At 65.8% G+C, this 18,062-nt stretch carries 18 protein-coding genes and 1 pseudogene; 5 read left to right on the forward strand and 14 right to left on the reverse strand.

The window, feature by feature from the left end; all coding sequences use genetic code 11:
- Positions 1 to 4: 4 nt before the first annotated feature.
- Together CBP34_RS15225 and CBP34_RS15230 are read right to left on the reverse strand one after the other, a co-directional pair.
- Positions 5 to 1,576, reverse strand: a complete 1,572-nt coding sequence (locus CBP34_RS15225) for an MFS transporter (protein ID WP_005304552.1) — start codon at positions 1,574 to 1,576, stop codon at positions 5 to 7.
- On the reverse strand, positions 1,573 to 3,108 hold the full coding sequence (locus CBP34_RS15230) for an efflux transporter outer membrane subunit (RefSeq protein ID WP_005304555.1): 1,536 nt from the start codon (positions 3,106 to 3,108) through the stop codon (positions 1,573 to 1,575). The genes CBP34_RS15225 and CBP34_RS15230 overlap by 4 nt, the downstream gene beginning before the upstream one ends.
- Before the next feature lie 212 nt (positions 3,109 to 3,320).
- Here CBP34_RS15230 and CBP34_RS15235 point away from each other — a divergent pair, with 212 nt between their 5' ends.
- Both CBP34_RS15235 and CBP34_RS15240 read left to right on the forward strand, forming a co-directional pair.
- On the forward strand, positions 3,321 to 3,980 hold the full coding sequence (locus CBP34_RS15235; protein ID WP_005304557.1) for a TetR/AcrR family transcriptional regulator: 660 nt from the start codon (positions 3,321 to 3,323) through the stop codon (positions 3,978 to 3,980).
- 146 nt (positions 3,981 to 4,126) lie between these two features.
- Positions 4,127 to 4,429, forward strand: a complete 303-nt coding sequence (locus CBP34_RS15240; RefSeq protein WP_232081334.1) for a MarR family winged helix-turn-helix transcriptional regulator — start codon at positions 4,127 to 4,129, stop codon at positions 4,427 to 4,429.
- On the opposite strand, the gene CBP34_RS15245 is transcribed toward CBP34_RS15240, so the two are convergent.
- From CBP34_RS15245 to parA, 5 genes are all read right to left on the reverse strand, one after another.
- The gene (locus tag CBP34_RS15245; RefSeq protein ID WP_043373731.1) at positions 4,418 to 6,403 is read right to left on the reverse strand and encodes a relaxase/mobilization nuclease and DUF3363 domain-containing protein; all 1,986 of its coding nucleotides are present in this window, start codon (positions 6,401 to 6,403) and stop codon (positions 4,418 to 4,420) included. The two genes, CBP34_RS15240 and CBP34_RS15245, sit on opposite strands and share 12 nt — an antisense overlap.
- A gap of 447 nt (positions 6,404 to 6,850) precedes the next feature.
- Positions 6,851 to 7,450: a S26 family signal peptidase gene (locus CBP34_RS15255; RefSeq protein WP_094098524.1), complete on the reverse strand. Its 600-nt coding sequence runs from the start codon at positions 7,448 to 7,450 to the stop codon at positions 6,851 to 6,853.
- Entirely contained in the window at positions 7,447 to 8,004 is a 558-nt protein-coding gene (locus CBP34_RS15260; protein WP_094098525.1) for a DUF2840 domain-containing protein, read from the reverse strand. Before CBP34_RS15260 ends, CBP34_RS15255 begins: the two co-directional genes overlap by 4 nt.
- Positions 8,001 to 8,270, reverse strand: coding sequence for a chromosome partitioning protein ParB (locus tag CBP34_RS15265; RefSeq protein WP_094099205.1), 270 nt, complete (start codon positions 8,268 to 8,270; stop codon positions 8,001 to 8,003). The genes CBP34_RS15260 and CBP34_RS15265 overlap by 4 nt, the downstream gene beginning before the upstream one ends.
- Positions 8,267 to 8,905, reverse strand: a complete 639-nt coding sequence (parA, locus tag CBP34_RS15270) for a ParA family partition ATPase (RefSeq protein WP_094098526.1) — start codon at positions 8,903 to 8,905, stop codon at positions 8,267 to 8,269. Before parA ends, CBP34_RS15265 begins: the two co-directional genes overlap by 4 nt.
- On the opposite strand from parA, the gene CBP34_RS19815 reads away from it, so the two are divergent.
- Positions 8,904 to 9,065: a hypothetical protein gene (locus CBP34_RS19815; RefSeq protein WP_157896492.1), complete on the forward strand. Its 162-nt coding sequence runs from the start codon at positions 8,904 to 8,906 to the stop codon at positions 9,063 to 9,065. The two genes, parA and CBP34_RS19815, sit on opposite strands and share 2 nt — an antisense overlap.
- A gap of 141 nt (positions 9,066 to 9,206) precedes the next feature.
- Here the strand turns inward: CBP34_RS19815 and CBP34_RS15280 are convergent, their stop codons facing one another.
- The 4 genes from CBP34_RS15280 to CBP34_RS15295 form a co-directional block, all read right to left on the reverse strand.
- Entirely contained in the window at positions 9,207 to 10,064 is an 858-nt protein-coding gene (locus tag CBP34_RS15280) for a replication initiator protein A (protein WP_094099204.1), read from the reverse strand.
- 26 nt (positions 10,065 to 10,090) lie between these two features.
- Entirely contained in the window at positions 10,091 to 10,372 is a 282-nt protein-coding gene (locus CBP34_RS15285; RefSeq protein ID WP_094098527.1) for a helix-turn-helix transcriptional regulator, read from the reverse strand.
- 120 nt (positions 10,373 to 10,492) lie between these two features.
- Positions 10,493 to 11,263, reverse strand: a complete 771-nt coding sequence (locus CBP34_RS15290) for a DUF2285 domain-containing protein (RefSeq protein ID WP_094098528.1) — start codon at positions 11,261 to 11,263, stop codon at positions 10,493 to 10,495.
- A gap of 337 nt (positions 11,264 to 11,600) precedes the next feature.
- A complete protein-coding gene (locus CBP34_RS15295; protein WP_094098529.1) occupies positions 11,601 to 11,951 on the reverse strand; it encodes a DUF2958 domain-containing protein in 351 nt (116 codons plus the stop codon).
- 317 nt (positions 11,952 to 12,268) lie between these two features.
- On the opposite strand from CBP34_RS15295, the gene CBP34_RS15305 reads away from it, so the two are divergent.
- Positions 12,269 to 12,562, forward strand: coding sequence for a helix-turn-helix domain-containing protein (locus CBP34_RS15305; protein WP_094098531.1), 294 nt, complete (start codon positions 12,269 to 12,271; stop codon positions 12,560 to 12,562).
- A gap of 59 nt (positions 12,563 to 12,621) precedes the next feature.
- The gene (locus CBP34_RS15310) at positions 12,622 to 13,485 is read left to right on the forward strand and encodes a DUF4238 domain-containing protein (RefSeq protein ID WP_157896493.1); all 864 of its coding nucleotides are present in this window, start codon (positions 12,622 to 12,624) and stop codon (positions 13,483 to 13,485) included.
- 21 nt (positions 13,486 to 13,506) lie between these two features.
- Here CBP34_RS15310 and CBP34_RS15315 read toward each other — a convergent pair whose 3' ends face one another.
- The 3 genes and pseudogenes from CBP34_RS15315 to CBP34_RS15325 form a co-directional block, all read right to left on the reverse strand.
- Positions 13,507 to 14,802, reverse strand: a complete 1,296-nt coding sequence (locus CBP34_RS15315; RefSeq protein ID WP_094098533.1) for a hypothetical protein — start codon at positions 14,800 to 14,802, stop codon at positions 13,507 to 13,509.
- Between the two features lie 139 nt (positions 14,803 to 14,941).
- Positions 14,942 to 15,255 (reverse strand): annotated as a pseudogene (locus CBP34_RS15320) (DUF736 domain-containing protein).
- A gap of 758 nt (positions 15,256 to 16,013) precedes the next feature.
- Positions 16,014 to 18,056, reverse strand: a complete 2,043-nt coding sequence (locus CBP34_RS15325; protein WP_094098534.1) for a ParB/RepB/Spo0J family partition protein — start codon at positions 18,054 to 18,056, stop codon at positions 16,014 to 16,016.
- Between the last annotated feature and the right edge of the window lie 6 nt (positions 18,057 to 18,062).

Below are 18,062 nucleotides of genomic sequence, written 5' to 3' on the forward strand. Positions count from 1 at the left end.
GAAACTATCCTTGGGGCAAAGGTTTGGATTGAGGAGCAGCGGCCTGCAAGTCGGGGGCGGGAATGCAGGTCAGCCGCAATACGAAGGGGACCATCACCAGCGCCAGAACGCCGAGTACGCGATAGGCATCCGCGACTGACAGCACCAGCGCCTGCTGGCCGATGATTCCCATCAGTTGAGCGGGCTCCGGAGCAAGCGGGACGGAGTTGCCTACCAACGCAGCGTGGTCCAGCAGCATTTCCGCGTGGAACCGCTGTCTCACGGTCACGAGTTGCCCAACCACCGCGCCCCCGAGTACCGACCCCAGGGCGCGCAGCGTGTTGATGTTCCCCGACACATACGGGCCTTCGCTGGGATGTACGACGCTGGTACACAGGAACAGCATCGAGACGACAGCCATGGGCTGGCCAAAGGCTTGCAGCGTCTGCGTCATAACGAACTGGTCGCGGTTCCAATCGGAAGTCAATTGCGCACCAAAGAAGCACGCCAGGGCGATCAGCAGCAGGCCGCCCGCGAACACGAATCGGGCATCGACCCATTTCCGGTACAGGAACAGCGCCACCACGGAACCCAGGACCAGTTGAGGCAGCGCGACGATGAGCCCGATTGGTGCCATCTGAAGCGGTCGGTAGCTTTGGAGCGGCCCGAGATAGGTCATCGGCAACATCACGCCAGAGGTCAGCACGACCAGAAGGCAGATGAACAAGGTGAAGCCCAACGCCAGGTTGCGGCGGCTGAGCATCTGCAATTTGATGAACGGCGCCGGGTGATACCACTCCGTCAGCAGATAGGCCGCCAGCAGCGTCAGCCCGGCCACCAATGAGACGACGATGAGGGGGGAGTTGAACCAGTCCAGCCGCACGCCCTGATCCAGGGCGACGGTAATCAGGGCAAATGCCGGCATGCCGAAAGCCATGCCCGGCCAGTTGGCCTGCGGGAAGCGGTCTGTCTGGATCGGGTCTTTCGGCAGGCCCCATCCGATCAACAAGGCGGCAATGGCCGCGAGCGGAAGGATTTGCCAGTACACCCAGCGCCAATCGAACAGGCCATCCGTCCATTGCCCCGCCAGCCAGATCGAGAGGTTGGGGGCGAAGGTGGCCGTCAGTGCATACAGCGCCAGTCCGTGCAGCCGTATGTGGGGTGGCAGGAACTTCAACGCCGCCATCATCAGCACGGGAATCATCGTGCCGCTGGCGATGCCTTGCAGGAAGCGCATGGCCAGCAGCAGATCGAGGTCATGGATGAAGGGAATGCACACCGCCAGCAAGGTGCATGCGCCGATCATCCACAGCTCGAAGCGGCGCACTGAGAGCGTGATGGCGAACCATGCCGCAAACGGCATGGCGATCACTTCGCCGGCGCTATAGACGGTCGTGAGCCAGGAGGCGTCGTCCAGGCCGAAGCCCAGCGCGCCACGCACGTCCGCCAGCGCCAACGCGCCCACGCGGTTGTTCAGTCCGGCCATCATGGCCGCGATGAGGATGCCGACCAGCCCGGCGATCGCCCGCTTCGGAGGGGCTACCGCAGCAGCGGGTGCGGGTGGCGCCGCTGTCGGCTGCAACGCTGCGGCACTCATTGGCCGGCCTTTGATGGCGAGGTGGCAGACGACGCAGTGGTCGTCAGGGGCGCATCGCCGCCGGCCTGCCGGTCGGATGTGAGTGCGTCAGGGTCCCAGCCACCGCCCAGCGACTTGTAGAGATTGACCAGGGTGAGCGCGGCGTTGGTGGCGCTGGCATTGAGGCTGGTCTGGCTGGCAAGGACGCCACGCTGCGCGGCCAGGACATTCAGGTAGTCGGCAGCGCCTTCCTGATAGCCGCGCTCGGCAGCATGCAGCGCCTGCTTGTTCTGTTCATACGAAACCAGCAATTCGGCATGTCGGTGCTGCTGGGCTGCCCAGGCGTCCAGGGCGTTGTCCACTTCATGCCAGGCTTGCAGCACCGTCTGCCGATAGGCAATGGCGGCTGTTCTTTGCCGTGCCTCGTTCAGCGCCAGGCGCTGCTTCAAACGACCGCCCTGAAAGATCGGGAGATAGACTGTCGGGCCAACGGAGAAGAACCGGGAATCCCAACTGTCGAGGTCGTTGAACTCGAAGGCCTCGACGCCGACTCTTCCCCGCAAGCCGATCCGCGGGTAGAAATCGGCCTTGGCGACGCCGATGGCCGCCGTCGCGGCATGGAGCTGGGCTTCGGCGCGCTGTATGTCCGGCCGCCTGTGCGCCAATTCGGAGGGCAGGCCCACCGGCACATTGGAAGGAAGCGAAGGCAAGGGCATCGCCTCAAGCAACTGCGCATCGAGGGCGCGCGGCTCCTCCCCCTGCAGCAGTGCCAAGGCGTTCATCAGCGTGTTGCGGCGCTGGACCAGTTCTGGCACCAGCGCCTCCACCGTTGCCAGTTGCGCGCGCGCCGAAGCGGTTTCAAAGCGCGTGGCGACACCGTTGCGCTCACGGCTTTCGGCAAGGCGCAGGGTGCGATCGGCGACCTCCAGGTTCTGCCGGGTGATGTCCAGTTGCGCCTGCGTTCCTCGCAATTGGAGGTAGGTGCGGGCCACTTCGGCGGACAAGGCCACCCGTGCCGCCTCGCGCTCATACACAGTGGCCTCGAAGGCGGCTGCGGCGCCTTCGCGCGATCGCCGCGCGCGGCCCCACAGATCGAGTTCCCAACTGGCGTCGAATCCCAACTGCCAGAAATCGCTCGCGCTCGTCGGTGCACCCAACGCGGCAAACTTGCCGTGCTCGCTGAGGGCCTCGCGGGAATAGCCTGCCGATGCGCCCACGCTGGGCAGCAGCAGCGAGGAAGCAATCCCCAACTGCGCCCGGCTTTGCTCAATGCGCTCGGAAGCGATCTGCAGGTTCAGGTTGCCCGCCTGCGCACGGGCTTGCAGATCCGCTAACACGTCATCGTTGAACAGCGTCCACCATGACGATGGGAAGTTCGCAGCGGATGTTTCCTGAGCCTGCGCGTAATCCGCCCTGGGCGACAGTTGAACGGCTGCAAGCCTGTCGTCGGGTTTCACGAAGTCAGGACCCACCGCACAGCCGACCAGTGAGATCGTGCAGAGCGCCGTGCCTGCTTGTCGCAGCAGTTGTGAGAGCAGCGGTTGTGACGTCATGAAGGTTTATCCAATGCGCGAATAGTACCGAACCGCTCGGTGTGATTTACGATAAAAGTTAAGCCGACGGCTCACAAGAAACCTGCTTAGGTGCAGATGCCTGTGAGACGAATGGTTAGGTTGATGCGTACCGAGCGGTTTGGTACTATATAGAATCCTGGCCACCGTGTCAAAACTTCCGACCCAAGCAGATGCGACGAACCAACCAAGTCATGACCGCCCCGCCGCCGAGCAGCGGCGAGCTGAACGCCAAGGCTCTCACCGTTCTGCGCGCTGCGCGAAACGTCTTCCTGACCCATGGGTTCAGCGCGGCAACAACCGACATGATCCAGCGCGAGGCTGGCGTGTCCAAGTCCACGGTTTACGCGCACTACGCGAACAAGGAAGCACTCTTCACCGCGGTAATCGAAGCCGAATGTGCAGCGTTCACGAACACGGTGCAGGGCATCGAGTTCCGCCCGGGGAAGCTGCGAGAAACGTTGACCCTGTTGGCTCGGGCCTACTTGAACATCGTGCTGTCTCCGGGCGGGCTGGCTGTCTTCCGCGTCGTGATCGCCGAAGGCCCACGCTTTCCCCAGCTCGCACGGACGTTCTATCTGGCCGGCCCGCAGGTCATGACGGCGATGGTGGCCGAACAACTGGCCAATGCGGCAGCATCCGGCGAGGTCGATCTTGGCGAGATTGGCCGCGAGACGGCCGCCAGTCTGTTCATCAACCTGGTTCGGGGTGAACCCCAGCTTCAGTGCCTGACTCATCCGGATGCCGCGCCTTCCTCGGCGCAGATTGACCAGTGGGCGAATGCAGCCGTAATGACATTCATGCGTGCCTATGGTTGCGGCGAGGACTCGCCCAATAAGCGTTCCCGGTCATGATGCCGAATGGGTCAATCGGCACGGAGAAATCAGACGACGCCCTTCGGGTGATGGAGCTTTCTACGGCCATCACGCGGCTTTGCACAGCAAGGAATCAAGTGCTGAATCGCGTGGCTGCTCCGTTCGGTTTGACCGCTGTGCAGGTGATGGCGCTACACCATATTTCAGCCACTCCAGCATGTACGCCTAGCACTTTGGCCCGCAGTCTGGCAGTCGACTCAGCCTCTGTGACAAGGCTATTGGACCGTCTTGAAAACAAGGGCATGCTCCAAAGAGCAGCACAAGAGCGCATGGATCGCACGCATGACCGCAGAGTTGTCGAGATTATTCTGACTGAACATGGATGCAACGCGATACGTGAGTTGAAGTCACATTGGCAGTCCGCTCGCTCGGAATTGACCGAGGCTTTCAAACAAAGCGAAATACATGGGTTAGCACTAGCTGATTGACGGCCCACGCTGCCGCCCAATCTCCCACGACACCCCGCCGCCGCGCACCGTGGCGGCAAGTTGCTGCCCCAAGCGTTGTTCGATCACGGGTTTCCACGGCACCAGTGAGAACCCCATGCCGTCATCGAGCATCGCGTAGCGCCCACTGGCGAGCATGACGGAGCGCCGGTAGATGCCAGCCACGCGCTGCCCGTCGGCCACCGGGCGATGCTCTAAGCCGGTGTCGGCCGCAATGTCTTTGGCGACCTGCGCCAGGTCCTGGTTGCGCAGCGTGCCCAGCAGGTTGCGCGCGAGGATCACACGCTGCCCGTGCCGCTCGGCCAGCCCCTGTTCGGCCAGAAAGTCGGCGCGTTGCTGCATCGCCTGTCTGGCCTCGCCACCAAAACCCAGGTCGCCCAAGCCCGAGCCACCAGCGATCAGTTGCTGGTCGAGCCAGGTGGCTCCGATCACGCGGGCCTGCCGCTCGATGGGCAGGTGCGATTTCAGTTCCACGGCCACGCCGCCCAGGCGCTGTGCGTCATAGCGGCGGCCCTGTTCGGCCAGGTCGTCCGGCACCTTCCATAGCCCCTCGGCCACGCGCTCCACGATGCCTGCGCGGCGCAGGGCTTCCAGCCGGCGGACGTGGGCCGCGACGACTTCCTGCGGATCGCGGCCGGGCACGGCTTGACCCTGCGCAACGGCCAGGTGATGGTCGGTGCGGTATAGGCCGCCGCTCGCCAGTGCGGTGATGTTCTTGTCGGCAGCGCGCACGTCAGCCGATCCCTTCACCTCCACCACCGCGCCGGTCGGATAGTTCGCCAGTTCGTCGCGGGCATTGAGCGCGACGTAATGGGCTTTGCCGTCCACGCCGTCGATGACCAGATAGCCCCGGTCGCGCAGCTCGTCGGCCAGCCCCTTCGCGGCCACGCGACCGACGATGGTTCGGCCATCGTCCCCCGGCTCGAACACCGCCAACTCGCGCGGCTCGCCACGCATGGCCCGCTGCATGGTGCGGATGATGTCGCCACGCTCGCCCAGGGCACGCAAGGTCTTCTCGGCGTCGGCATGGAAGGCCAAGGTGCCCGGCCGCAGCTCGTCGGCCAGGCCAAGGCGCTGCAAGCGTTGCAGGCGGCCGATCAGCAGCAGGCGCTGACGTTGCAACCGCGGTTCGTTGAGGCGTTCGACATGCACTCGGCCATCATCGCCGGCCTCACGTTGCAGCGTGCGGTCGAGGCTCGTCCATCGCTCTTGCTCGACCTCGCGCTGCAAAGTCTGCTGGATCTCCAGTTCGGTGCGCGGCCCCAGCCATTCGGTCGCCAGTTCGGCGGCGCGATGGCGGAAGCCATCGGCGATGTAGTCGCCCGCGATGATGAGGTCTTTGCCGGTGTCATCGCGCCCGCGCACGACGATGTGCGTGTGCGGGTTGTCGGTGTTCCAGTGAGTGACGGCCACCCAATCGAGGCCCGTGCCCAGGTCGGCCTCCATGCGGCCCATGAGGTGCCGCGTGTAGGTGCGCAGGTCTTCCAGTTCCGCGCCATCCTCGGGCGAGAGGATGAAGCGGAAATGGTGTCGGTCGTCGGCGCAGTGTTCCTTGAAGGCGTCGAGGTCGGCAGCATCGGTCTGCGGCCCATAGGCTTGGCCCGGCTCGCCATCGCGGCCCACACCGTCGCGCTCGATGTAGCGCAGGTGCTTGGCGAGCGACTGCGGGCTGGCTTGGCGCTGGTTGACCAGCAGCGTCTTGATGGTCACGCGCCGCGACATGGGCGTGAGCTTCGCTCCGGCGAAGCGCGCCGCCGTGTGGCCGCGCCCCAGGCGCGAGCCGGGCCGCTGGCCGGTGCCCCTCCCGGTGCCGCTCGCAGTGCCAAGACGGCGCACAGTGGACTTGCCGCTGCTGGCCTTGCCTGCCTGCTTGAGCACCTTGGAGACGAAGCCCTGGCCCCGGTTCTTTGGGGCGCTGGGGCGGATGCGGAAATCATCGTCGCGGCGGTCGGTCATGGCTGCGCTCCCTGCAAGCTCTGGCGTGTCCGGTCGTGCGAAGCACGCGGACATGCCTGCATTGGCGCGGGCCTCGCGCCCCAAGCGGCACGGTGGCGAAGCCGCTGCGTGCCGCGCCACCCCCATGTGCAGACTGGCTTTCGACGCGGCCCGGTGCCGCGTCCTTTTGTCTTGCCTTCCGCCTTTGCCCTCGCTCTCGCTCCGGGCGTCGGCGGCCCGGCGGCGCTGTGCTGCTTGCAGCCAGCGCGCCGGTGAACGCGCCAATGGCCGCAGGCCGGGCGTGTTCAAGGCAAGACGCCTGCACGTTGGATGGCTGCGCCGGATGTTGCGCGAAGTGCGGCGCGGATGCGTTCGCACTGCACGCGCGACGACACGGCAGCAGCAGCCGGAACGACACGCCCGATGGCACGATGGGATGCGCGGCAACGTGCAGCGAATCGGCGGCCATCATGGGCGTGCCTCCAACCAGAGCGGATGCGCGACGCCGATCACGGCGGATGCGCTGACCGGGCCGAAATAGCGGCTGTCGAACGACGCCGGATTGGTCACGCTCAACAGGAACAGCTCGCCCGGTTCGAGGCGGCGGCAAAGCTGCAAGGATGGCAGCGGCCGGCCCAGCCGGTCGGCAGGCAGCGCGGCGGCCGCAGGCGCGCCGTCGATGCGAACCTGCCCGGCGACGATGCAGACGTGTTGCGGCGCGACCGCGCCCACACGTTTGAGCAACGGAACGTGTGCCGGCAGGTAGCCGCGCTGCGCAGCAAGCACGCCAGCGTCGGCGGGCAATCGGGTCAGAACAATGCTGCCTACTTCCAGCCGACGTGGAAGTGAGGCGGCCCGATGGTCAAGCGGCTGCACGCGATACCAGCCGACCGGCACGCTGTCGGACGGGTTGTAGATCAGGCGCGGCAGCGGTTGCACGAACGCCGCCCAGGTCAGCGCAGCAAGGCCGACGGCGGCGAAGCCTGCCAGCACGATGCGAAAGCGCAGGCGCGAGCGAGGATGCGGCGCGGCTTCGGGCGTGCGTGCGGTGATGGAATCAGCGGTCATGGCAGCGCCCTCCCGGCCAGCCAGGCGGCGTGCCGCTCGGCGGTGTATTCGGGCAAAGGCAGGCGGGCCACCAGACGGTTGCCCAGCGTGCGCCAGTACGCGGGCGACACGTCAATGGCGGCGATGCCCTGCGCGTCGATGCCGTCGATGCGTTCCAGCACGGCACGCACCGCGTTCTCGCCTTCGGCGTGCAGCAGCAGGCGTGCGCCCGGCCGCACGCCGGGAATGCGCTGCATGTCGTCCAGCGGCGTGGCGGCTTGCATCACCATGAGCTGCCAGCGGATCGTGCCGTAGTCGTTTGCTTCCCAGCGCACGCGGCAGAACATTGCACGCGGCAGGAACACCGCGCAGCGCCGCCAGCGGTCGAGCCGCAGCGTGCGCGCCGGTTCGCCGAAACGCAGGTAGAGCTTGAAGCGCGGTTCGATGTAGGCGAGCGATACGCGAGTCAGGGGCACGCTGCCAGCTTGGCCGGCGAGCGTCGAAAGCGAAGGCGGCGGCGCAGCAGCCGGTGCAGCCGTCGCCGCGTGAGCGGCAGGCAAGGCGGATATGTTCATGGCAGGTTCTCCGGGCGCTTGTCGGGAAACTCCCGCTCCAGCAGGCCGCGCAGCAGTTCGGCCACGGTCACGCCCTGGCCGAAGGCGGCGATCTTGATGCGCGCGCGCAGCGCGGGCGTCACGTCGAGCGTCAGGCGAGCCGTGTAAAGGTCGCCTTTGTTGAGCGCATCGGCATCGCCCTGGCGAATCCACGCCTCGGCGTGCGGATTCGCGGGCGGACGCGCACCGATGCCCACGCGCTTGCTGCGTGGTGGCTTTGCGGTCATGTCGGCCACCGCAGCAGCTCGTCCACCAGCGCGGCTATCTCGCGTGCAGCGGCGCTGTCCGGTGCCGTCTCGCGTGCGAGCCGACCGGCGGCCACGCTGTCGGCGAAGACGATGCGCTGGCGAACCTCGGCGCGCAGTGCCGGCAGCGGCTGTTCGGCCAGCGACTGCCGCGCCTCCCGACCGATCACCGTGGTGCTGACGCGCCGATTGATGACGAAGGCCGCGCGCAGCGCAGGCCGAAACACCTGCGCCTCGCGGATCAGCGTCACCATCTCGGCGCTGGCCCACAGGTCGTAGGGGCTGGGCTGCACGGGGATCAGCACGCGCTCGGCCGCCAGCAGCGCGGAGCGCGCCAGTGCCGCGATGCGTGGCGGGCCGTCGATGATGACGTGATCTGCGCGGCGGGCCAGTTCCGGCGCTTCTTGGTGCAGCGTCTCGCGGGCGAGGCCCACGGCGCTGAACAGCCGGGGCAAACCCTGCTGGCTGCGCCGCTGCGTCCAGTCCAGCGAGGAACCTTGCGGGTCGGCATCCAGCAGGATGACGTGCAGGCCGCGCAGCGCCAACTCGCCCGCGATGTGCGTGGCGAGCGTGGTCTTGCCGACGCCGCCTTTCTGGTTGAGCAAGGCGACGATCATGGCGCGGCCCTCCGATCGGGAAAGCCGGCCTGGTTTTGCCTTGCCGAACGGGGTTGGTTTTGGGGCTGTTCTTGCCTTCGGGACTGCGGCGCTTTTTGCCTTGCGGCAGTTGTCCACCGAAACGGCGCTGCTCTACCAAAAGTTAGAGAATTTAAGTTAGGAATGTTAGAGGGCGCGAAAACCCAATGCTGGCGCGGGTTTGCGGCCGATTGGCACGCCTGATAGCACGATAGTGCCACGCCTGATAGCACGATACCCCGCACGCCTGATAGCACGACACCATTCACAGCTTGTCCCGGAGTTATCCCCGTGCCGTGGGCGGCACGGGCCGGAAGGTCAGCAGCTCCATGCCGCTGTCCGGCATCCGCTCGATGCCCAGGACGTAGCCGGGCAGCGACTGCCGCGCGACCAGCGCGCGCAGGTCGCAAGCGAAGTCGTAGGGCTTGGCGGTGCTGCCGGATTTCTGGTGCAGATAGCGGAAGTCGAACTGCCAGCCGTATTCCTGCCTGCCGCCATGCTTGCGCACCAAGCGATACAGCCAGCGCTCGATGCCGCCTGTCAGCCGGAAATACGCCGGGTCGATGGTCAGCACCAGGGCGGCGTCCAGCACGCCAGCATAGAACCAGTCCGGCAGGATCAGCTCGATGCCCAGCGGCGTGCCGCTGGTGTCGGCCAGCTCCTTCCATTCGTTGATCCACGAGAAGCGGTGCAGGCGCCGCCCCGTCGTCTCGCGGATGGACGTGGCCACCGTGGTCGATTGCAGCCGGTCGAGCGCGGCCTTGAGGCGCTGGTAGTCGCGCAGCGACTTGCCGCGCCCGATGAAGCGCAGGATCTCGTAGGGCGTAGCCTGCATGAGCCGCGACGGCCGCAGGCCGGCGTCCTTCGCCTCCACGATCTGCGAGGCCGCCCAGATCAGCACGTCCGCATCCCAGATCGTGGCGATGCCGTGCTCCTGCGTGCCTTCCACGCGGATCGTCACGTTGCCCGCCCGGAAGTCGATCGGCGCGACGCGCCGCGACTTCGCCAGCGAGAAGAACGGATAGGCCATCAAGTCCTGGCTGTCGCGCGGCGCCATGTCGCCGGGCAAGGCGCGGAACAGGTCGAGCTGTTCGCGCTTCTGCACCGGCCGCTGCCGGGACGGCAGCGCAGGACGGGACATGACGGCGGCCACCCGTGAACCGACGATCAGCGGCGATCACGGTAATCACCCGCATGGCGCTCGGCGTACTCCGGGTCGGACGTGGCATCGAAACTGCGCGCATCGGCCCAGGCATCCAGGTCGGCCACCGCATACATGACGCGGCGGCCGAACTTGCGGAACTTCGGCCCGCCGCCGATCACACGCTGTTTCTCCAGCGTGCGCGGGCTGAGGCGCAGATACTCGGCGGCCTCGTCGTTGGTCAGGTAGCGTTGGGGCTGCGCGGGCGCAGCGACAGCAGCGGCGGGCCGCAAGGGGGCAGGTCGCATGGGATGAACCTCCATCGGTCGGCAAAGCCCGGCCACACAGCGCGACCGGATGGAGTTAGTCTCAAGAAAGCGAGGCTTCCTGCTAAGGGACGATTTGCAGGGGGCGCGAAACGTCCCCCCCTAATGCGACGAAGCTGGCGGAAGCTGTGCCAGGCGGCGATAGCCGCCGCGCATCAGCGCATCGCCACGACGCACCAGTCGGCGCACGCGGGCGCGCAAGGCGCTGTCCGCGTGCCAATCGGCTACGACTGCATCCGCACCGAACAACCCTTCGGCCACCTCGCGCAAGGACGCGCCCGCGAGGGTCGCATCAAGCGCCTGCAAGGTGTGCAGTTCCAGCAGCGCGGCGGGTGTGGGCCGGGAACGGGCCGCTGCTGCAGGTACGGCAGCCGTCGCCACGGCCAAGGCGTCCAGTTCCGCTGCGAGCGTGCGATAGCGCGCGCAGGGCGTGGCGCAGGCGCGGGTGGCGTAGAGGTACGCCATGCCGTCTTCCAGCCCCGGCGCGAGCGCAAGCCGCATGCAGCAGCCGGGCCAGCGCGACACCAGCACCAGGCGCTTGCCATCGTGGATCAGGTGCTTGCGACCGGGCACGCGCCAGAACTCGAAGGCATAGGCATTGGGCGGCGGATCGGCATCGGGATAGAGCTGCACCACGGCATCGTGGTCGGGGAACCAAGCCGGATGCGCGTCGCGCGCATCCAGGGTGGGATCTTCGAGCAGGCGAAGCCCCCAAGCATGCGCCGCCTCCGGTCGGCGGCGACGGTGCAGCCAGTCGCGGCGGTAGTCGGGGTGGCGGCGCAGGTATTCCCACGCCAGCGCGGGGCCGTCGAGGTGCAGCGTGTAGAGATACGCGGCGGTCGGATACCAGTGTTCGGCGCTCGGGTCAGCCATGACGCAGCCTCCTGTCGTTCAGCAGGAACGTCGCGACGGATTCCGGCGTGCGAGAGCTATCGAGTCGCCATCAAGTAGTCATCGAAATCGAGGTAAACTGTAACTGCTGGTGTCAAGACTGATTCGCTCCAGGGCATTGCGGAAATCGTCTGAATGCGACGGCTGCGCCGCCACAAAAATGGTGCGCAGCGTGGAGCACCGTGCAGCAGCCCGCGTCAAAGATCATGACTGTTTGCATCAGAAGCGTACCGCTTCGGTGCAAGAGTGTGGATTCAGACGTTCCGGGTCTTGGGTAAGACCGAAATAGTCAGAATGCGCCGTCGTTGGCTGAGGTTGCTCAGTCGGTGATCGAGCCGTTTTCCTCGGCCAGCCGCAGGTACTCCGACAGCAGCCGCACCGGCTGGAAGTAGCGGTCGCGCATCACCGGCTGCTTGCGCGGCCCGACGATGGACGCCAGATCGGACAGCTTCACATGGCCCAGCCCGGGCATGCCAATTCCCAGGTCGATCAGTCCCCATGCCGTATCACCATCGGCCGGATCAAGCGCGGCCAGCAGCCAGGTGGCGTGCGCGTCAGGGGTGAACAGCCGCACCGCCGGCATCGGGTCGATGCTCTGGCCCGCAGCGCGTGCCTCGCCGATGGCGAGCAGTTGGGCGCGGTGTTCGGCGGTGATGAGCGGTTGGGTCATGGTCGGCACTCCCACGAATCCGACGATGCATGGATACGTCTTCCCGTCAAAGCGCGGAACCGGCGAAGCGGATGCGTGCTTTCGTGCGGAAGCACGAAGGCGCGAGCCGTCGAATCCGTACATGCACGGAAACGCAGAAGCGGAATTGTGCAGGCCAGGAAAGACACGAATGCGGTTCCCCGATTCTGTTGGAATCCGCCCAGGCGGATTTCCGTAAAAGCACGAAGGCGGGTTGCTCAACCAGAAATGAACACTATAGATTGTAGCCCTATAGAGCGCAATCGACTGTCATCTTGGTTTTTCAGGGGAAACCATAGGTGGCGGCGAAAAACTCATTGGCGACGGCAATACGGACGGTCAGAAAAGCGCGTGGCTTGAGCCAGGAAGCGTTCTCTGACGTGTCGAGCCGCACCTATATGAGTTCGCTGGAGCGCGACCTGAAAAGTCCGACCATGCACAAACTGGCCGAGCTGTGCGAGGTCATGGGAGTGCATCCGCTCACGCTGCTGACGCTGGCCTACGCCGGCGACAGCACGCGCAAGGTTGACCAGCTCCTGGCGCAGGTGCGCCAAGAGCTGGAAGAGATCGAAGCCACTCGCAAGGACATCTGACGCCGCGCAGGAATTGCATTACCTTCCTCTTGTGTGCGATCCGCTCAAAGCTGCTCATGATGAAATTCGAGAAAACCAATCACCACTACGTGCCGCAATACTGGCAACGCGGCTTCAGGGGGCCGAATGGGCACCTTTATGGGAAGTTCCGCGACGGGATCAGAGTCGTGTCGACGCGAACGATCATGCAGCAGGACTACCTCTACACGGTCTTCGACGATCAGTGGAACCCGTCGGACTCACTGGAAGATGCGCTCTCCGCAGTGGAAGCCGAAGATGCCAAGCTGTTCCAACGGCTGCACAGCCCTAGCTATACGAGCACAGCGGACGACAGGAACCACCTTTGCGCAGTGTTGGCTCTGCAAGCGACACGGCACCCTGACATCCTCCGGCACGGAACGAAACGCAGCCGCGAGTTGGGCCAAGTGCTGGCTACCGCTCATGATTACTCGCTAGACGAGTTCAAGGCGCGGATGACCGGCTTTGCCGTCAGCGAGGCCGATGCGCACGACTGCTACGTAGTTCTGTGCTCGCGCTCCAAGGAGCAACTAGCAGCGGAGCTGGCCGAACTGACCGGGCTGTCGCCGCAGTCCTCGCAGCTTCCCGAGCAAGATGCCCTTCGTGCGATGCCGCTGGTCGAGCAGCACTTGCAGCAGATGGAGCTGTGGCTGCTCGATGTGCCAGCGACTGAGGCGTTTGTGTTGGGAGACACGCCGATTCCGCAATCCGATCTGCGTCAGGGTTTCTCGGTGCCGCTGTCCCGATCCCTCGCCGTGCTGGCGTGTCCCGCTCTGGTCCCGCAGACGTTGCTGTCCCGGCGCAATGCCACGGCGACCGAAGTCAGGGACATCAATCGCACGCAAAGCGACAACGCCCTGTCCGTAGTCGCCGGGCCTTCGGCCGCGTTGTTGGCGGCCTTGTAGTGCAGCAAGAAGTCGCCCTTTCTAGGGTACTTCCAGATCCCCCAACCATTTCACGTTCTCACGTGTCACGATCGGCGGCGCGTGCTCGGGCGCAAGTTGGTCGTAGACCCAGGCCACGGCCAGACGCAGAGTCCGCAAGTAGCCGCGACAGCGGCTTTCGTCCACCGCAGTGAACACGGTGGAGGTCAATGCCACCGGATCGACTTCCTCGTCGCGTTCCTTGGCGTGCATGAACGCATTGCGCAGCTCGCGCACCATCTCCAGCGCGTCATAGGGAGGCTGCCCCGCTGTCAGAGGCGCGAAGCTCCGGCCAGCGGCTTGAGCCAGCGCCGCCCCGGCCTCGTTGATCTTCTGCACCGGCGTCCGCCTGTCGCGGTGATCGGGATGGACCTTTGTCTGCTGGAACACCAGCCGGTTGCCGATCGCCTCGGCGCAGGCCGCGACTGCGACAACGCAATAGACGCCGTGGAAGAACGCACCTTCGGTATCGCGCTTCTGCATGGCCGCCTTTAACTCGTGCAACTCGCGCAGCGCCTTTTCGTAGTGCAGCAGCGCGAACGACAGTTCGATGCGCGGCTGACCGGCGGCATCGTGGGTCAGTCGGCCGTAGCGGGTCAGTGTCGGCGCGATGTAGTCGAACGGTTTTTCCAGCGGCGCGCGCTCGCGATGGTGTTGCATCGCAGCTGCGTGAATTTTCCCGTTCTCGACGAACATCGCATCGAGTAGCGTGGCTAGGCGACCGATGTCGCGTGGCGCATCGCGCGGCCCGTTGATGTAGTCCTCGTGGAAGGTGCGAACCATGTCCGCCAGCGGGTCGAAATCGACGTGCGAAGAACGCGGTCGGCTGTGCCGATCGACGATGACCAGTTCAGCGAAAGTACGCTGATAGCTGCCACTGCGATCCGCATAGATGTATTGCGTGCCGAGCGCGGCGAACGGGTGCATCCCGATGTAGAAGGGGTCGTTGAAATAGATCATCCATTGGGCGCGCGGGTTGGCCATGCCTTCGACGATCACCTGTGCCTCCGGCGACATCCCAGCATCGACGCCACCACCCATGAATACATTGAGCAATCGGCGCCCGCCTTCGTCGGGTCGTATGTTCTGCATCAAGCGGCCGTTGGCGAACACTGAAAACTCGTGGACTTCTTTGCGGTACGCCTCGACCCGCGCGGTATCTACCGCCAAGAATGGATAAGTCTCGATCGGAACCCACACGTCGCGGAATCGCTGCAGCACGTGCTCAACTCGCAGCCAATCCGACATCTGCGTATCCGGCAGGATTTCGCCGTTGATTCCTTCAAACCGCTGCTGCATGTTCTATCCCATCGGTTGCCGTCGATTCCCAAGGTTAGATGGTATTGGACGAGCACGTCCGCATGCAGTGGAGACATCCTCTCTACGGACGTGCCAGCACGGCGCCCCGTCGCAATGGACGGGGCGCGGTGGGCGGCCGTCAGGCCGCCTTGGGCTTGCTGCGCGACCAGATCAGGTCGTGCGTGCCATCTTCGTTCTCGATCAGGCGGGCATAGACCGTCGCCGGGAACGAAGGGTCGTCGAGGGACACGGACACGTAGGGCCGCCCGGCTTCGCTGGTCTTCTTCCACGCCGCGCCGATGTCGTGGCCGGCCGCCTGAAGGCGGAAGTCGGGGCGTTCTCGGTGTCGCCCTTGTCGTTGGGAACCAGCTTGACCTTGACGTTGAGGGTCAGGGTGCGGAGCTGGCCGGTGAAGCCGTCTTTCTCTGCGGTGAAGGTGCCGATGTTGGCCATGATGATTTCTCCTTTCGGGTTGAACAAGGTCGCGCCAGTGCGTCCTTGTTGTGAACCGGCCGGCGGGGGATGGGCTGGCCGCACCGCGCAGCGGTCGCAACACCGTGGAGAACCTGGAAGCGAAAAGAATTTGCTGCGCGAGGAAGCCGCGCAGCGGCGGGGAAATTGTTTTCGCTGGAAGGTTGTGGCCATGAAGCCCAAGGCGCAGCCGCGCCCCCGCCAGGATTCACGACAAGCCAAGGACGCACGGGCCGCCTGTCCCGAATGGAGACATGGCCGACTCGGCATCCCCGCATGACGGCTTCACCGGCCTGCGTCCTGACGCGGGCAAGGCCAACACGCCAACGACAGGCGAGAACGCCCCTTGCCGCAGCTTGCGGCAACGTGCGTGAGGCGTGGTGTGGAAGTTCCATAGGCAAGGCCGGGCGGCGTGTCGGTGAACCGTTCTTCGTGACGTGCGGGCAACGAACCGTCAGCGTCGAAGACGGCACGCTTTTGCACAACCTGCCGCAGCAATCCGGGGCGTAGCCCTACAAGCCCCGCCCATTGCGGCGGGGCGCCATCGAAACCTTGCCCGCGCCAGCGGGCACCGATCGCCGTACCGCGCGCACGGTACTTGCGCGCCCGCCCCGTCGCCGCCTGGCCGAAGGCGGCGACGGGGCGGTTTTGCGGTGGACTTTCAAACCGGGCGCGGCAGACCTGTCGCGCCCGGTTTGAGGTGAAACCCCGGCGCTGTGCGCCGGGGCTATGCTGGCATGTCACGCGGCGAGCGCGTGGGCTTCCACTTCGTCGGCGGCATCTTCCGGCGCCTCCACGTCCTGCGCGCCTTCCTGCGGCTCCGTGTCGTGTCCGCTCTTGAACACGGCGGGCATCCAGCCTGTACCCTCGGCCAGCCGTTCCGCCTCGCTGGCAATGTCGGCCTTCTTCAACTTCGCCAGTCGGGTAGCGTGCGACGGTGCGAACTCGCCCACGGCTTCCAGAATCGCGGCCTTCGGCACATGCTGGAAATATCCGTCTGCGGTGGGCTGCCACCATGCGGCCATATCCAGCCCCACGGCCTGCGCCAGTTCCGCGCCCGGCTGGTGCGCCGTGGCGCGAGGCGTCACCACGTCCACGGTCGCCGCCACGCATACCGCCAGCAGCCGCACCAGTTCGCCTTGCTCCATCGCCAGCAGCGCGGCGAACAGTTCGGCGCTGTCCTGCGGCAGCGCTTCGCCCGCGACCTGCTGCAATTCGCGCAGAGCCACGGCGGCGGGTGACTCGGGCCAGTCGGGGGCCATGCCTTCCAGCCGGTCTTGCACTTTCAGGCTCACGCCTAGCGGCAGGTCGTGGCCGTAGTGGCTGTCCTGCAAGACGGTCTGCACCAGCCCATGCACCAGCGCGGCCAGGGCGACTTGCGGATGCCGGGCGACTTCGATTTGCAGCGCGGCGGTACGGTGCGCGCTCAACCGCTGCGCCAGCCGGTCGGACAGGCTCGCGGCCTTGGGCTGTTCGGCGTCCTCGCCTTCGTCGTCGTTCCCGGCTTCGCCTTCCGCGCCGCCGAAACCCTGCCGCAAGCGTTCCAGCGTGCGCAGCGCCTTGGCTTCGGCTTCGCGCAGCAGCCCGCGCTGAATCACGGCTTCGCCGCTGCGGTCGAGGGTGACGATGGCACCGGCCACGGCGCGCACGTCCGGGGCGTAGCCCTGCAAGGCTTCCTCCACGGCTTGCAGTTCTCCGGCGGCCTGTTCGCGACGTGGTTCCAGCGCCTCGGTCTTGTCCTCGTCCTCGGCGTCGTAGGCGTCTTCCAGTTCAGCGTCGATCTTGTCGAGGCGGGTTTGCAGCGAGGCGATGCGGCGGGCTTCGCGGGCGTTCGGTTCGCGGCGCTGGCGCGGCGCGTTCTGGAACGCCTGCCGCTCGGCATAGCTCATGTGCGGCACGGCTTCCACCCACGCCCAACCCTCGGCGCGCACGTCCCCGGCCAGTGCATCCAGCTTGTCGCGCACCAGCGTTTCCAGCAGCGCGGCGTCGGTCAGGTAGGTTCCGGCATCGCCTTCCGCGAACAGGTCGCGGCGGATGCCGCCGCCCGCCGCCGTGTAGGCGTCCAGCCCGGCGAAGCGCACCAGCGGATGCGAAGCGTCGATTTCGCGTTCGGTCAGGCGTTCGCGTAGCGCGGACGCGCCACGCTGCCATTCGGGCGCACCGTAGAACGCGGCTTCCTGCGCGGCGTGGTCGTCGGTGATGGTCAGGGCCATCAACTGTTCCAGCGTGACGACTCCGCCCCGGTAGTCGGCCAGCAGGCGCGGCGAGACGTTGGCGAGTTTGAGACGGCGCTGCACCACCAGCGGGGTCACGCCGAAGTCGGCGGCAATGTCTTCGATGGGGCGGCCTTCCTTGACCAGCGCGGCGAACGCCTCGAACTGGTCGGCCGGGTGCATCTGCTCGCGCAGCAGGTTTTCCGCGAGGCTGACGGTACGGGCCGAAGCGTCGGGCACCAGCAGGCACGCCACTTCGTAGTCGGCAGGGATGCGCTTCTTCTTCGCCAGCAGCTTCAAGGCGGTCAGGCGGCGGTCGCCGGCCACCACTTCGTAATGCTCGCCATCAGCGGCAAGGATGACGACGAGGTTTTGCAGCGGGCCGACGCGGGCAATGCTCGCGGCCAGTTCGGGGATGGACATGCGCGAGGTCGTCCGCGCGTTGCGCTTGGAGCGGCGCGGCAGCAACTGCGAGAGCGGAACCAAAATCAGGTTCTTGCTCGGGTCGGCCACTTCCAGCGGCGCGGCGGTTTCGATGGCGATGGTTTCGGTTTTCAGGACGGCGTTCATGGTGAT

It is taken from the genome of Acidovorax carolinensis, assembly GCF_002157145.1.
In the GTDB taxonomy this organism is placed as follows: Bacteria; Pseudomonadota; Gammaproteobacteria; order Burkholderiales; family Burkholderiaceae_C; genus Acidovorax; species Acidovorax carolinensis.

Coding starts and splice junctions, on each gene's coding strand:
- CBP34_RS15225 (WP_005304552.1), bottom strand. CDS start 1,576: ATGAGTGCCGCAGCGTTGCAGCCGACAGCGGCGCCACCCGCACCCGCT.
- CBP34_RS15230 (WP_005304555.1), bottom strand. CDS start 3,108: ATGACGTCACAACCGCTGCTCTCACAACTGCTGCGACAAGCAGGCACG.
- CBP34_RS15235 (WP_005304557.1), top strand. CDS start 3,321: ATGACCGCCCCGCCGCCGAGCAGCGGCGAGCTGAACGCCAAGGCTCTC.
- CBP34_RS15240 (WP_232081334.1), top strand. CDS start 4,127: ATGGCGCTACACCATATTTCAGCCACTCCAGCATGTACGCCTAGCACT.
- CBP34_RS15245 (WP_043373731.1), bottom strand. CDS start 6,403: ATGACCGACCGCCGCGACGATGATTTCCGCATCCGCCCCAGCGCCCCA.
- CBP34_RS15255 (WP_094098524.1), bottom strand. CDS start 7,450: ATGACCGCTGATTCCATCACCGCACGCACGCCCGAAGCCGCGCCGCAT.
- CBP34_RS15260 (WP_094098525.1), bottom strand. CDS start 8,004: ATGAACATATCCGCCTTGCCTGCCGCTCACGCGGCGACGGCTGCACCG.
- CBP34_RS15265 (WP_094099205.1), bottom strand. CDS start 8,270: ATGACCGCAAAGCCACCACGCAGCAAGCGCGTGGGCATCGGTGCGCGT.
- CBP34_RS19815 (WP_157896492.1), top strand. CDS start 8,904: ATGGCGCGGCCCTCCGATCGGGAAAGCCGGCCTGGTTTTGCCTTGCCG.
- parA (WP_094098526.1), bottom strand. CDS start 8,905: ATGATCGTCGCCTTGCTCAACCAGAAAGGCGGCGTCGGCAAGACCACG.
- CBP34_RS15280 (WP_094099204.1), bottom strand. CDS start 10,064: ATGTCCCGTCCTGCGCTGCCGTCCCGGCAGCGGCCGGTGCAGAAGCGC.
- CBP34_RS15285 (WP_094098527.1), bottom strand. CDS start 10,372: ATGCGACCTGCCCCCTTGCGGCCCGCCGCTGCTGTCGCTGCGCCCGCG.
- CBP34_RS15290 (WP_094098528.1), bottom strand. CDS start 11,263: ATGGCTGACCCGAGCGCCGAACACTGGTATCCGACCGCCGCGTATCTC.
- CBP34_RS15295 (WP_094098529.1), bottom strand. CDS start 11,951: ATGACCCAACCGCTCATCACCGCCGAACACCGCGCCCAACTGCTCGCC.
- CBP34_RS15310 (WP_157896493.1), top strand. CDS start 12,622: ATGAAATTCGAGAAAACCAATCACCACTACGTGCCGCAATACTGGCAA.
- CBP34_RS15315 (WP_094098533.1), bottom strand. CDS start 14,802: ATGCAGCAGCGGTTTGAAGGAATCAACGGCGAAATCCTGCCGGATACG.
- CBP34_RS15325 (WP_094098534.1), bottom strand. CDS start 18,056: ATGAACGCCGTCCTGAAAACCGAAACCATCGCCATCGAAACCGCCGCG.